Below are 13954 nucleotides of genomic sequence, written 5' to 3' on the forward strand. Positions count from 1 at the left end.
CCTGTTATCACCCCGCACCGTCACAGCAAGCGCTTAAGCTGCTCCCCATAACTTCCTGAACACGTTCAACACGCAATACGGGGAAACGGGTTCAGGACTCCTGGGGAGGGGAGCGCAGTCATGCGCAATGGAGTCAAGACGGGCCTGGTCGGCGGGGTCTTCACCGTGATGGTGGGAATTGCCGGGTATGGGGCGTTCAATTTGTACAACGGGGTGACGGGGGGAGAAACGGCGAGCGCGGATTCGAGGCCGACTTCAGGGCCGGTCACCGGTGAGGAAGTCACGGACACGGTCGGGAAGTTCTTCAAGGCCTGGGCGAAGGGGGATACCGACGCCGCCGCGAATCTCACCAACAACAATGCGGCCGCGTCCAAGGTGTTCGGTTCGTTCGCGTCCGCCGATCTCACCAAGGTGAAGATCGATCAGGGCAAGGCCTCCGGCACCGGCGTGCCGTTCACGGTGTCGGCGACGGTCTCGTACGAGGGGAAGTCCAAGCCCCTTTCGTACAAGAGCGAGTTGAAGGTCGTACGGGGGAAGACGACCGGCGCCCCGCTGGTCGACTGGCAGCCGACGGTGGTCCATCCGGACCTCAAGGAAGGCGACACGTTCGCGGTGGGTCAGGCGGACGACCCGCAGGTCGAGGTCGTCGACCGCGACAACAAGGTGCTGACGGCGGAGAAGTACCCGTCGCTCAAGCCCGTGATCGACGAGCTGCTCAACCGGTACGCGGACAAGGCGGGCGGCAAGCCCGGCCTGGAGCTGTGGATCGAGCGGGCCGACGCCTCCGCGTACAACACACCGCTGGTGACCTTGCAGAAGGGCGAGCCCGGGAAGCTGAAGACCCGGCTGAGCGCGACCGCGCAGGCCGCTGCCGAGAAGGCGGTCAAGCTGCGCCCCGAGTCCTCCGTCGTCGCCGTGCAGCCCAGCTCCGGTGACGTACTGGCGGTGGCGAACAACCGCGCGGACGGCTTCAACGCGGCGTTCTCGGGGACGATGGCGCCCGGCTCCACGATGAAGATCGTCACTGCCGCGATGCTCATCGACTACGGAGTGGTTTCCTCCGCCCATGGGCCGGCGCCGTGCACACCCGACGCGATGTTCCGCGGCCGGACCATCAAGAACCTGCCGGGTCTTCAGCCCGACGAGGGGGCGACGCTGGCCGAGACCTTCTCGCGGTCCTGCAACACCGGCTTCATCAAGCACATCGACGACGACAAGCTCAGCGACAGCTCCCTGACGGACGAGGCGGCGAAGTTCGGGATCGGGCTCGAGTGGCAGACGGGCATCCCGTCCTACGACGGCTCCGTGCCCGCCGACTACAACGAGCGCGCCACCAACGCCATCGGCCAGGGCACCGTCCAAATGAGCCCGTTGAACATGGCGTCGATCGTGGCCACCGTGAAGAACGGCGGCACCTTCCTGCAGCCGTCCCTCGTCCCCGGCGCCTACGGGATCAAGCGGGCGCATGCACCCGGCATCAGCAGTCACGCGGCACAGCAGGTCGCCATGATGATGAACATCACCGCGACCTCGGGCACGGCGAAGGACGTGATGGCGCAGGCCGGCCGCGGCTACAAGGGCGCCAAGACCGGCTCGGCGGAAGTCGACGGCCAGGGCAAGCCCAACAGCTGGTTCGCCGGTTTCCGTGAGGACATGGCGGTGGCAGCCGTGACGCAGGAGGGCGGCCGGGGCGGTGAGTCCGCTGGTCCGATCGTCGCGACGGTCCTGCGCGCCGGTTCCTGACCGGCACCGAACGGGACGGCTGGACCCGGGCACACCCCGGCCCCAGCCGTCAACCCGGGCAACCGCAGCCACAGATCACCTATAGGGTGCCCGGACAGTGAGGCACCCGCAGGGCAAGGCGGAGGAACTGGTGGGTAAGCGAGGGCGCTCGGGCGGGAACACCGCCATGGGCAAGGAGACCAAGGTCGCGCTGATCGCGGTCGGCGTCGGGGTCGCGGTCGCGGGTGTGGGCGTCACCGCCTACGCCCTCGTCGGCGGCGGCTCGGACAGCTCCGCCGACGAACCCCTCACACCACAGCAGCTGCAGGCCAAGCCGCTGACGGCGGCGGAGGTCGAGCAGACCACCGAGCAGTTCCTCGCCGCGTGGGCGAAGGGCGACGCGGCCGGCGCCGCCCGGCTCACCGACGACGCGGCGGCGGCGAAGGCCGCGCTCGCCTCGTACGCGAAGGACGCCCATCTGACCGGGGTGACGTTCACGCCGGGCAAGAAGGCGGGCCCCAAGGTGCCGTTCAAGGTGGCGGCCACGGTCTCGTACGAGGGAAAGTCAAAGCCCTACGCGTATGCCTCCGAACTGACCGTGGTGCGGACGACGGCGGGCAAGCCGGTCGTCGACTGGCAGCCGTCCGTGGTGCACCCGGGGCTCAAGGCGGGCGACATCCTGCGCGCGGGCGAGGCGGGCACGCCCCCGATCAAGGCGGTGGACCGCAACGGCGGGGAGATCACCGCCGAGAAGTACCCCTCGCTGGGCAGCGTGCTCGACGGGCTGCGCGAGAAGTTCGGCGACAAGGCGGGCGGCAGCGCGGGGATCGAGCTGCAGATCGTGCGCGCCGAGGCGCAGAAGGACAAGGACGGCAGCGACACCGCCAAGAGCAAGGACGACGGCAAGGCGCTGCCCGACAAGACGCTGCTCACGCTCTCGAAGGGCACGCCGGGCACGGTCAAGACCACCATCAGCCCGGCCGCGCAGGCCGCCGCCGAGCGTGAGGTCGCCTCGCGCAGCCGGGCCGCGATCGTGGTGCTCAAGCCGAGCACGGGCGAGATCCTGGCGGCCGCCAACTCCAACCCGTCGGGCATGAACGTGGCCCTGCAGGGCTCGCTCGCGCCCGGCTCCACGATGAAGATCGTGACGGCCTCGATGCTGCTCGAGAAGGGCCTCGCGGGGATCGACAAGCCGCATCCGTGCCCCAAGTACTTCACGTCCGGCGGCTGGAAGTTCCAGAACGTCGAGGAGTTCGAGATCAAGGGCGGCACCTTCCGCACCAGCTTCGCCGCGTCCTGCAACACGGCCTTCATCTCGCAGGCCGACAAGCTCGGTGACGGCGATCTGACGAAGCAGACGCAGGAGGTCTTCGGCCTCGGGCGCGGCAACTGGCAGATCGGCGTGCCGAGTTTCGACGGTGCGGTGCCGGTGCAGTCGGCCGCCCAGAAGGCCGCCTCGCTGATCGGGCAGGGCGGGGTCCGGATGAACCCGCTGAATGTCGCCTCGGTCATCGCCACCGCCAAGACCGGTGTCTTCAAGCAGCCCTACCTCGTCTCGCCCGAGGTCGACGGCCGTCAGCTGGCCACGGCCTCGCGCACGCTCGACCCGAAGGCCGCGGCGCAGCTGCGCGAACTCCTCGCGTACACCGCCACGAACGGCTCCGCGGCCGAGGCGATGGCCTCGCTCGGCGGGGACATCGGCGGCAAGACCGGCTCGGCGGAGGTCGACGGCCAGAAGAAGCCCAACGGCTGGTTCACCGGCTGGCGCGGTGACACGGCGGCGGCCGCGGTGATGCAGGAAGGCGGCCGCGGCGGCAAGTCCTCGGGGCCGCTGGTGGCCGCGGTGCTGCGGGCCGTGGGCGGATAGCCGCGGAGGGCCGGTCGCGGCGCTGCGGGCCGTCGGCCGATAGCCGCGGAGGGCGCCCCTCCGACGGGGCGGGCGCCTAGCCTCGGGTCATGACGACCTTCGAGCTCACCCCGGTTGGCACGGTCCGCAACGAGCGTACGGACGTCCAGAACTCCGACCACTGGGGTGCCGTCCGCTCCACGATCGTCTTCGACGAGCGCTTCGGCGACGCCTGTCTGCAGGGGCTCGAGGGCTTCTCCCATGTGGAGGTCCTCTTCGTCTTCGACCAGCTCCCCGAGCGCGAGGACTACCGCGAACCCCAGTTCTACCGGGGCCGCACCGATCTGCCGCTGCTCGGCGTCTTCGCGGGCCGCGCCCCGCGCCGGCCGAACCGCATCGGCGTGACCTCCTGCGCCATCGAGTCGGTGCGCGGCCGCGAGCTGACGGTCGTCGGCCTCGATGCCGTCACGGGCACGCCGGTCATCGATGTGAAGCCGGTGATGCGGGAGTTCCTGCCCGAGAACGTGTCGCAGCCCCAGTGGGTCGAGGACGTGATGTCGGAGTACTTCAAGCCGTAAGCATCGGAGTACTCCGAGCCGTAAGCATCGGAGTACTTCAAGCCATAGACGCCGGGCGCATCTACGCCGGGCGCATCTACGCCGCGCCCAGCATCAGCCCGATCCCCACCACCATCACCCCTGCGGCCGCGATCCGGGGCAGTCCGAACCGTTCCTTGAAGAACACCGCCCCGATCGCCGCTCCCACGATGATCGACGACTCGCGCAGCGCCGCGATGGGCGCCAGCGGTGCGCGGGTCTGGGCCCACAGGACGAGGCCGTACGCCAGGACGGACAGCCCCGCGCCGAACAGGCCGCGGACCGCGTACGGCCTGAGCAGGGACGGGAGTCGGCGGCCGTGGCGGACGAGCGCGTACGCCGGGATCGCGAGGCCTTCGAGGATCATCAGCCACGCGATATAGCCGAGCGGTGTGCCGGACGCGCGCACGCCCACGCCGTCGACCACCGTGTAGGCGGCGATCGACAGACCGGTGGCGCCGGCGGCGAGCAGCGCCGGCCAGTGCGGGCGGCTGCCGCGGATGCCCCACAGGGCCAGGCCGACCAGGCCCGCGCAGGCCACCGCGACGCCCGCGAGCTGCAGCCCGCCGATGCGTTCGTCGAGGAAGAGCGCCGCGACCACCGTCACCACGAGCGGTGCGCTGCCGCGCGCGATCGGATACATCTGCCCGAAGTCGCCGAGCGTGAACGACCGCATGAGCAGCGCCTGGTACGCGACGTGCAGCAGCGCCGAGGTGATGAGCGCCCACCAGGCGCCGGCGGCCGGCAGCGGTGCGAAGCACGCGAGGACGATGCCGATCAGCGCGCCGCCGCCCGAAAGCAGCGTGAACGCGAGGAGTTGGTCCTTGATGTGGTGCGCTATCGCGTTCCAGGACGCGTGCGTGACCGCCGCCAGGACGACGGCCGCCGCGACGAGGGGCGTCACGCGGCGGGGTTTTCGCGCACGTCCACCAGCGAGCCGCCGGCATACGCGATCAGGGACTTGGGGTCCATGGGGAACACCGTGTGCGGGGTGCCCGCCGCCGCCCAGACCACCGCGTGGTCGAGCAGTCCGCGGTCGGCGAGGACGCGGGTCTTCGTACGGTGACCGAAGGGCGGCACTCCGCCGATCGCGTATCCGGTGGTCTCGCGCACCACGTCGGCGTTCGGCCGGGTCACCTTCTCGGCGCCCAACTCCCGTCGTACGAGCTCCATGTCGACCCGCGAGGCGCCGTCCATCAGGACCAGGACCGGCACACTGTCCGCGGCGAAGATCAGCGACTTCACGATCTCGCTGAGCTCGCACCCGATGGCCTCGGCGGCCTGCGCGGCGGTACGCGTGGCGTCCGGGAAGCTGCGGACCTGAGCGAGGACGTCGGTGAGGCCCACTGCGGTGAGGGCCTCGGCGAAACGGGGATGCGCGGCGGGCTGCGATGCACTCATGGCCGCACGCTAGCGGTCGGTGTACCGGCCACGCGAGTCCGTTTCGCCACCCGGTCGCCGCCCGGGCTGCCTACCCCGTCGTCGCCTGGGCCGCCCGGACCGCCCGCACCAGCGCCTGGGCCCGGGGATCCGCCGTGACACCCTTCTGCAGACCGTTCGTCGTGTACCCGAAGGCGATGGACGAGTCGGGGTCCGCGAAGCCGAGCGGACCGCCGCGGCCGGGGTGGCCGAAGGAGGACGGGCCGAGCAGCGGGGACGCGGGCCCGTGCAGCATGTACCCGGGTCCGAAGCGGGTGTTGACGACAAGGGTGCGGTCGGGGCCCGCCGACTCCTCGGTACGGGCGAGCGCCACCGTGGCCGGCACGAACAGCGGCCGGTGCCCGTCGACCGGGCCGATCAGCGAGGCGTAGAACTTGGCCAGCGCACGGGCGCCCGCCATGCCGTTCGTCGCCGGGAGTTCGGCGGCGCGGTAGGCCGGGGCGTTCTCGTCCGTGGGCGCCAGCGAGGCGAAGGCCCGGCGGGTGAGGGAGTCGGGGTTCGCGTACGCCTCCGCGACGGCCTGCTTGGGGCGCAGCCGCAGCCCGTTCCCGACGGCCGGCGGCTCGACGCGCGTGACGGTGCCCGCGCGGTGCTGCTCGGCGTCGGGCAGCCCGATCCACAGGTCGATGCCGCGCGGCCCGGTGATCTGCTCGGCCAGCCACCGGCCCAGGCTGCGCCCGGTGACCCTTCGCACCAGCTCGCCGATCAACCAGCCGTACGTATGCGGGTGGTAGCCGTGGTCCGTGCCCGGCTCCCAGACCGGGGCCTGCGCCGCGACCGCGCGCGGTCCGGCCTCCGGGTCCTCGAACGGGACGGGGGTGTCGAGCACCGGCACGCCCGCGCGGTGCGCGAGCAGCTGCCGTACGCGGGTGCGCTCCTTGCCGGCCGCCTTGTACTCGGGCCAGTACGCGCCCACCGGGGCGTCCAGGTCCAGCTGGCCGCGCTGGTGGAGCAGCAGCGGGACGGCCGCGGCCACGCCCTTGGTCGCCGAGCGGATCAGGTGCACGCTGTCCCGCTGCCACGGCTCGGTGCCGTCGACGTCGCGCGTACCGCCCCACAGGTCGACCACGGGCCGCCCGTCCCGGTACACGGCGACGGAGGCGCCGTGCTCACCGCGCTCGGCGAAGTTGCGTACGAAGGCGTCCCTGACGCCCTCCCAGCCCGGTTCGACCGTGCCCTGGACCTCGGCCTCGACCCCGTTCACGTGACTGGCTCCATTCCGTACCGCCCGGACCTTCCTGGCCCGGCCGGTCACCATGGTGCAACGTGCACCGGTCCCGCACGATTCCGGGGCCACGCCGGCCGGCCTCCCCCTCAGGCCCCGGCCCGCACCACCCGCGGATCGAACCCGAAGGGCAGCTCCAGACGGTTCGCCCGCATCAGCTCCTCGTCGGCGAGCAGCTCCCCCGTCGGGCCGTCCGCCGCGATGACGCCCTCGCTGAGGACCAGGGCGCGCGGGCAGAGTTCGAGTGCGTACGGGAGGTCGTGGGTGACCATGAGGACGGTGACGTCCAACGAGCGCAGGATGTCGGCCAGTTCACGGCGCGAGGCGGGGTCCAGGTTGGAGGACGGCTCGTCGAGGACCAGGATCTCGGGCTCCATCGCGAGCACGGTCGCGACCGCGACCCGGCGCCGCTGGCCGAAGGACAGGTGGTGCGGCGGCCGGTCCGCGAAGTCCGCCATCCCCACCAGGGACAAGGCCTTGTGGACGCAGGCCTCGAGCTCGGCGCCGCGCAGGCCGGCCGCGGCCGGTCCGAAGGCCACGTCCTCGCGGACCGTCGGCATGAACAGCTGGTCGTCCGGGTCCTGGAACACGATCCCGACCCGCCGCCGCACCTCGGCGAAGTTCGCCTTCACCACGGGCACCCCGGCCACCTGGACCGTGCCCGCTCCCCCGCCGAGGATCCCGTTGAGATGCAGCACGAGGGTCGTCTTGCCGGCGCCGTTCGGCCCGAGCAGCGCGACCCGCTCCCCGCGCGCGAGGGCGAAGTCCACGCCGAACAGGGCCTGATGGCCGTCCGGGTACGCGTACGCCAGGCCGCGCACATCGAGAGAAGGCGTCTCGGACGCGTTCACGGAAGCGTTCACGGAAGCCGTCACAGGAACCATCCCAACAGACAGACGAGCAGGGCGCAGACGGGCAGCGTGAGCGCGTACGACCACTGGGCACGCGAGGCGGTCACCTCGTCGATCACGGGCATCGACCCCGCGTAACCCCGGCTGACCATGGCCAGATGGACCCGCTCGCCTCTTTCGTACGAGCGGATGAACAGGGCGCCCGCGGTCTTGGCGAGCACGCCCCAGTGGCGCACCCCGCGCGCCTCGAAGCCCCGGGATTCGCGGGCGATCCGCATCCGGCGCAGCTCGTCGGTGATGACGTCCCCGTACCGGATCATGAAGGACATGATCTGCACGAGCAGCGGCGGGAGCTTCAACCGCTGCAGGCCCAGCAGGAGTTCGCGCAGTTCGGTGGTGGAGGCGAGGAGCACGGAGGCGGCGACGCCCAGCGTCCCCTTGGCGAGCACGTTCCACGCGCCCCACAGCCCGCTGACGCTCATCGAGAGACCGGCGACCTCGACCCGCTCGCCCTGCGCGACGAACGGCAGCAGCACCGCGAAGGCCACGAACGGCACCTCGATGAGCAGCCGCTTCAGCAGAAAGCCGGCCGGGATACGGGCCGCGTACGCGACGGCGCCGATCAGGACCGCGTAGAGCCCGAAGGCCCAGACCGCTTCGCGCGGGGTCGAGACGACCACCACGACGAAGGCGAACACGGCGGCGAGCTTGCAGTGCGGCGGCAGCGCGTGCACGGGCGAGTGCCCGTGCCGGTAGAGCTTGTGCGCGTGGCCCGCACCCATGTCAGACCTGTTCCGGCGTACGGGATGCCGAGGCCTCGGCGTTCGAGGTGCGCCGCTTGCGTACGACCACGAAGACGCCCGTGCCGACGAGCGCCGTCGCACCGACACCGATCACGCCGGCGAGGCCGCCCGAGAGCCGTGCGTCGTCCACGTCCTTGACGCCGTAGTCGGCGAGCGGCGAGTCGGCGCTCGTGTGCTCACGGCCCTCGGCGCCCTTGTCGAAGCCCTTGTCCGCGGCGACCTTCTCCAGGCCGTCGGGGTCGGCGGAGGCGTAGAAGGAGACGAAGCCCGCGAGGATCAGGGAGGCGACGAGGCCGCCGATCCACACCTTGCGCGGGGAGCGGACGGGCCCCTGAACGACGGCGGGCTCGGCATCGACCAGCTCGCCGCCGACGCGCAGCTTGAGCGGGGTGGTCAGACCGCGCGCGCCGTGCACCAGGTCGGGCCGCACCGCGATCACGGCGCCGACGGTCGCGGCGGTGATCGCGGCCTCACCGATGCCGATCAGCGTGTGCACACCGACCATGGCCGTGAAGACGGTGCCGAGCGGCACCTCGGTGGTGCCGCCGACCGCGTAGACGAGGACGAACGCGGCGGCCGCGGCCGGCACCGAGACCAGCGCGGCGACGAAGGACGCGACGGTGACCGAGCGGCGCTTCTTGGGGAGCACCTTCACCAGGCCGCGGAAGAGCGCGTAGGCGACGACGGCGGTGACCACGCCCATGACCGTGATGTTCACGCCGAGCGCCGTCAGACCGCCGTCCGCGAAGAGCACTCCTTGCAGGAGCAGGACCACGGCTATGCACAGCACTCCTGTGAACGGCCCGACGAGGATCGCCGCGAGCGCCCCGCCCAGGAGATGCCCGCTGGTGCCGGCGGCGACCGGGAAGTTCAGCATCTGCACGGCGAAGATGAAGGCCGCGACCAGGCCCGCGAGCGGCGCGGTCCGCTCGTCGAGTTCCCGGCGCGCGCCCCGCAGGGACACGGCCACCGCTCCGGCGGCGACGACTGCGGCGGCGGCCGAGACGGGTGCGTTGATGAATCCGTCGGGGACATGCATGGCGGGCGCTCCCTCTGCGGGTGGTGAACCGTTCGATGATAGTGGCTTCTTGCGAACGCCTTGCAAGAGCGGCCCGGCCACAGGTAACGCCCCCCAGCCAGCAAGGGTTACATGCGACATAAAAGGGCATAAAGGGATAATTGCGTTGGGGTCGCGCCCGTCGGGCCGTGTGCCTCGTCTCAGTGGGCCATGTCTTGTACGCGCGTGGGCAGGCGTGACGTACGGGATGGACGAGTGTGAGGAGCGGTCTCGATGGACCAGGAGCAGCGCACCCCGGCGACGGTGGAGGTCTGCACCCGGGCCCATCTCGTCACGGACGCCGACAGCGGCGACACCCACCGCGCGGTGCGGGTCGCGCTGCGCTACTCGCCCGAGCCCGAGAGCGAAGTCCGGATCGTGGTCCTGAACGAGGACGCCCCCGGCTGGTCGCTGCCCCGCGAGGTCCTGGAGCAGGGCATGTCCGCGCCCGCGGGCAGCGGCACCGCGCGGGTCTGGCCGTGCGGGCGGGTCGCGACGGTTGTGGAGTTCCACACGGCGCAGGGGGTCGCGGTGCTCCAGTTCGACAGCGCGCGCCTGACACGGTTTCTGAGCAGGACGCAGACGACGCCCACTCCCGTCGGGCACTGACTGTCGAGTTGCCGGGCCCCGTTCAGCGGAAAAGCATGAGTAGGTGAGCGACTCTGCTGCGTATCTCCGTTTCCCGCATCTCCACGGCAGCCTCCTGTGCTTCGCCGCCGAGGACGATCTCTGGCTGAGCCCCATCACGCCCGAGGGCGCGGTCCCCGAGCGGGCCTGGCGCCTGACCGTGGACCGCACCCGGGTCAGCCACCCGCGCTTCTCGCCGGACGGTACGCGGATCGCGTACACGACCTGGCGCAGCCTCGACCCCGAGATCCATGTGGTGCCGGTCGCGGGCGGCCCCGCGCAGCGCCTCACGTACTGGGGGAACACCGACACCCGGGTGTGCGGCTGGTCCCCGGACGGCGACATCCTGGCGGTGGCCAGCCACGGCCAGCCCTTCTCGTATTTCTCCTGGGCCTACACCGTGCCGACCGACGGCTCCCCCGGCGGCAAGATGCCCTGGGGTCCGGTCAACGACATCGCGGTCAGCGTCAGGGACGACCAGCAGCAGACGCTGCTGCTCACCGGAAAGCCGCCGCACGAGCCGGCCGCCTGGAAGCGGTACCGGGGCGGGGCCGTGGGCCGGCTCTGGCTGCACGGCAAGCGGCTGCTCGAAGACCTGGGCGGGCATATCGCCTCGCCGATGTTCGTCCGCGACCGGATCGCGTTCCTGTCCGACCACGAGGGCGTCGGCAACCTCTACTCCTGCACGCCCGACGGCACGGATCTGCGGCGGCACACCGACCACGACGAGTTCTACGCCCGGCACGCCTCCAGCGACGGCGAGCGGGTCGTCTACCAGTGCGCCGGTGACGTATGGCTGGTGGACGACCTGTCCGCGCAGGCCCGGCCGCGGCGGCTCGAGGTGCGGCTCGGCGGGCCGCGGGTGGGGCGGCGCTCGTACCAGGTGCCGGCCGCGAACCATGTCGACGGCATCTCCGTGGACACCACGGGACGCGCGAGCGCCGTGTGCGTGCGCGGGTGCCTGTACTGGCTGACGCACCGCGACGGCCCGGCCCGCACCATCGTCGACACCCCGGGTGTACGGGTGCGGATGCCGGAGATGCTGGGCACGAACGGGCAGGTCGCGTACGTCACCGACGCGGACGGCGAGGACGCCGTCGAGATCTCGTACCTCCCGCGCGCCAGCGGTGAACGCTCCCCGCGCCGCCTCGCCTCCGGTGAGCTGGGACGGGTGCAGGAGCTGGTCGCGGATCCGGACGGTGAGCGGATCGCGATCGCCTCCAACGACGGACGGCTCCTCCTGATCGACGTGACGGAGGAGTCCAACGGCGAGGTCACCGAGCTGATCCGGTCCATCAACGGACCGGTGCGGGACCTCGCCTTCTCGCCGGACGGCGCCTGGCTGACGTGGTCGCATCCGGGGATCGGGCGCACCCTGCGCCAGATCAAGATGGCCCGGATCAAGGACCGCGCGATCATCGATGTCACCAACGGCCGCTTCGAGGACGAGAATCCGGTCTTCACCAGCGACGGCCGCTTCCTCGCCTTCCTGTCCTGGCGCGGCTTCGACCCGGTGTACGACGTGCACACCGGCGACCTGTCCTTCCCGCTCGGCTGCCGCCCCTACCTCGTACCGCTGTCGTCGGCGACCCCGTCGCCCTTCGCGCTCCTGCCCGACGGACGGCCGGCCGCGGGCGGGCTCGATCCGGTCGAAGGGAACGCGGGCGACGGCACGGTGATGGTGGAGATCGAGGGGCTTCCCGACCGTGTCACGCCGTTCCCGGTGGCGGCCTCGAAGTACTCCTCGCTCGCGCCGGTCAGCGGTGGCGGTCTGGTCTGGCTGCGCTGGCCGATCTCGGGCGCCCTCGGCGAGACCTTCGCCAACCCGGACGACACCTCGGGACAGCCCACCCTCGAATACTTCAACATCAGCAAGGCCAAGAAGACCGAACTCGTCGGCGACCTCGACTGGTTCGCGCTCAGCGGCGACGGCTCCCGGCTCGTGGTCGTCGACCAGGGCGATCTGCGGGCCGTCCCCTCCACGGAGACCGGTGACAGCGACTCGACGGTCTGGATCGATCTGCGCCGTATCGTGCACGAGGTCGACCCGCCCCACGAGTGGCGCCAGGCCTATGACGAGGCCGGCCGCATCATCAAGCACCTGTTCTGGGAGCCGAAGATGTGCGGCATCGACTGGCGTGCGGTGCTCGAGCAGTACCGGCCGCTCGTCGAACGCGTCGCGTCCCCGGACGAGTTCGCGGATCTTCTACGGGAGGTGCTCGGCGAACTCGGCACCTCGCACGCGTACGTCACCCCGGCCCGCCGCAACGAAGGGCCGCCGCACTACCAGCGCGCCCAGGGTCTGCTCGGCGCGAACCTCGTCTGCCGGGACGGCCAGTGGGTGATCAAGCGGATCCTGCCCGGCGACAACTCCGACTCCAAGGCCCGCTCCCCCCTCGCGGGCCAGGGTCTGCGCGAGGGCGCGGTCCTGACCCATGTGAACGGCCGCCCGGTCGACCCGGTCGCGGGCCCCTATCCGCTGCTCGCGGGCACGGGCGCGACCACGGTCGAGCTGACCTTCACGCCTGCCGAGGGCGAGGGCCGCGCGCGCCGGGTCGCGGTGGTCCCGCTGGTCGACGAACGGCCGCTGCGCTACCAGGACTGGGTGGCCAAACGCCGTGAGGTCGTACGGGACTTGAGCCACGGGAAGTGCGGGTATCTACACATCCCCGACATGGGCGGCTCGGGCTGGGCGCAGTTCAACCGCGATCTGCGCATGGAGGTCTCGCGGCCCGCCCTGATCGTGGACGTACGCGGCAACGCGGGCGGCCACATCAGCGAGCTCGTCGTCGAGAAGCTGACCCGCTCGATCCTCGGCTGGGACCTGACCCGCGACGCCCAGCCGGTCAGTTACGCCTCCAGCGCGCCACGCGGCCCGATCGTGGCGCTCGCGGACGAGGCGACCTCGTCCGACGGCGACATGATCACGGCGGCCTTCAAGCTGCTCGGCCTCGGACCGGTCGTGGGCCAGCGCACCTGGGGCGGCGTGGTCGGCATGACCGGGCGGCACAAGCTCGGCGACGGCACGGTCATCACGGTGCCGATGAACGCGGCCTGGTTCGACGAGTACGGCTGGTCCGTGGAGAACCACGGCGTGGAGCCGGACGTCGAGGTGCTTCGTACGCCCCTGGACTGGGCGGAGGGCCGCCATGCCCAGCTGGACGACGCGGTGGCGATCGCGCTGGAGCTCCTGGACCAGGACCCGGCCGCCGTCCCGCCGGACTACTCCGCGGTACCGGACAAGCGCCGCCCCGGGTTGCCGCCTCGTCTGTGATGTGCCGAGGGCCCGGAGGCCTTGCGGCGCCTGGCCTGACACAGCGTGACGGAGATCGAAATGCGAGGAATGTCCGAGCGTGTAACGCTGGTCGAGGCCCAATCCCCTCACCCACCTCAGGAGTGAAATCTCATGGGCATTCAGGACCAGTTCAAGGACAAGGCTCAGGAACTCGCGGACCGCGCCAAGGGTCTGGAACAGGACGGCTCCGACAAGGCCAGTGAGGCCTCGGAGTCCGCCCAGGACCAGTTCGGCCAGGCGTCGGAGCGCGGCCAGCAGGCCGCCGAGCAGGGCCGGGAGAAGTCCCAGGAAGCCGGCCAGGCCATGCAGGACAAGTTCGACCAGGACTACGACAGCTGACCGGTCCTGAACACTGAGCGCACCGCACACTGCGCACCAAGGGCGCACCCGGAACTCCGGGTGCGCCCTTGGGTTTTGCTGCGGGTCATCCCCCGCTACGTCAGCTCACGCATCCGCACGAGCCTTCTCATCCGCAGCCCCGCCCGCCCCCAC

General features: G+C 71.2%; 12 protein-coding genes. 6 read left to right on the plus strand and 6 right to left on the minus strand.

The window, feature by feature from the left end:
* The first annotated feature begins 120 nt into the window (after positions 1-120).
* From G6045_RS14085 to G6045_RS14095, 3 genes are all read left to right on the plus strand, one after another.
* The gene (locus tag G6045_RS14085; RefSeq protein ID WP_165332274.1) at positions 121-1743 is read left to right on the plus strand and encodes a penicillin-binding transpeptidase domain-containing protein; all 1623 of its coding nucleotides are present in this window, start codon (positions 121-123) and stop codon (positions 1741-1743) included.
* Positions 1744-1909: 166 nt separating this feature from the next.
* The gene (locus G6045_RS14090; RefSeq protein WP_165332290.1) at positions 1910-3589 is read left to right on the plus strand and encodes a penicillin-binding transpeptidase domain-containing protein; all 1680 of its coding nucleotides are present in this window, start codon (positions 1910-1912) and stop codon (positions 3587-3589) included.
* 89 nt (positions 3590-3678) lie between these two features.
* A complete protein-coding gene (locus tag G6045_RS14095; RefSeq protein ID WP_165332275.1) occupies positions 3679-4146 on the plus strand; it encodes an SAM-dependent methyltransferase in 468 nt (155 codons plus the stop codon).
* A 76-nt stretch (positions 4147-4222) separates the two neighbouring features.
* Here the strand turns inward: G6045_RS14095 and G6045_RS14100 are convergent, their stop codons facing one another.
* The 6 genes from G6045_RS14100 to G6045_RS14125 form a co-directional block, all read right to left on the minus strand.
* A complete protein-coding gene (locus G6045_RS14100; protein WP_165332276.1) occupies positions 4223-5068 on the minus strand; it encodes an EamA family transporter in 846 nt (281 codons plus the stop codon).
* Positions 5065-5565 carry a YbaK/EbsC family protein gene (locus G6045_RS14105; protein ID WP_165332277.1) on the minus strand — a complete coding sequence of 167 codons (501 nt, stop codon included), beginning with the start codon at positions 5563-5565 and terminating at the stop codon, positions 5065-5067. The genes G6045_RS14100 and G6045_RS14105 overlap by 4 nt, the downstream gene beginning before the upstream one ends.
* A gap of 70 nt (positions 5566-5635) precedes the next feature.
* Positions 5636-6808, minus strand: coding sequence for a serine hydrolase domain-containing protein (locus G6045_RS14110; protein WP_328707769.1), 1173 nt, complete (start codon positions 6806-6808; stop codon positions 5636-5638).
* A 110-nt stretch (positions 6809-6918) separates the two neighbouring features.
* Complete coding sequence (locus tag G6045_RS14115) at positions 6919-7713, minus strand: energy-coupling factor ABC transporter ATP-binding protein (RefSeq protein WP_165332279.1); 795 nt, start codon at positions 7711-7713, stop codon at positions 6919-6921.
* The gene (cbiQ, locus tag G6045_RS14120; protein ID WP_165332280.1) at positions 7701-8462 is read right to left on the minus strand and encodes a cobalt ECF transporter T component CbiQ; all 762 of its coding nucleotides are present in this window, start codon (positions 8460-8462) and stop codon (positions 7701-7703) included. Before cbiQ ends, G6045_RS14115 begins: the two co-directional genes overlap by 13 nt.
* A 1-nt stretch (position 8463) precedes the next feature.
* Complete coding sequence (locus G6045_RS14125; protein ID WP_165332281.1) at positions 8464-9522, minus strand: energy-coupling factor ABC transporter permease; 1059 nt, start codon at positions 9520-9522, stop codon at positions 8464-8466.
* Positions 9523-9774: 252 nt separating this feature from the next.
* On the opposite strand from G6045_RS14125, the gene G6045_RS14130 reads away from it, so the two are divergent.
* The 3 genes from G6045_RS14130 (at position 9775) to G6045_RS14140 (ending at position 13801) form a co-directional block, all read left to right on the plus strand.
* Positions 9775-10149, plus strand: coding sequence for an SsgA family sporulation/cell division regulator (locus tag G6045_RS14130; RefSeq protein ID WP_165332282.1), 375 nt, complete (start codon positions 9775-9777; stop codon positions 10147-10149).
* A gap of 43 nt (positions 10150-10192) precedes the next feature.
* Entirely contained in the window at positions 10193-13441 is a 3249-nt protein-coding gene (locus tag G6045_RS14135) for a S41 family peptidase (RefSeq protein WP_165332283.1), read from the plus strand.
* Between the two features lie 132 nt (positions 13442-13573).
* Entirely contained in the window at positions 13574-13801 is a 228-nt protein-coding gene (locus tag G6045_RS14140; protein ID WP_165332284.1) for a hypothetical protein, read from the plus strand.
* Positions 13802-13954: the final 153 nt, after the last annotated feature.

This window comes from Streptomyces mesophilus, assembly GCF_011044995.1.
Lineage (GTDB): Bacteria > Actinomycetota > Actinomycetes > Streptomycetales > Streptomycetaceae > Streptomyces > Streptomyces mesophilus.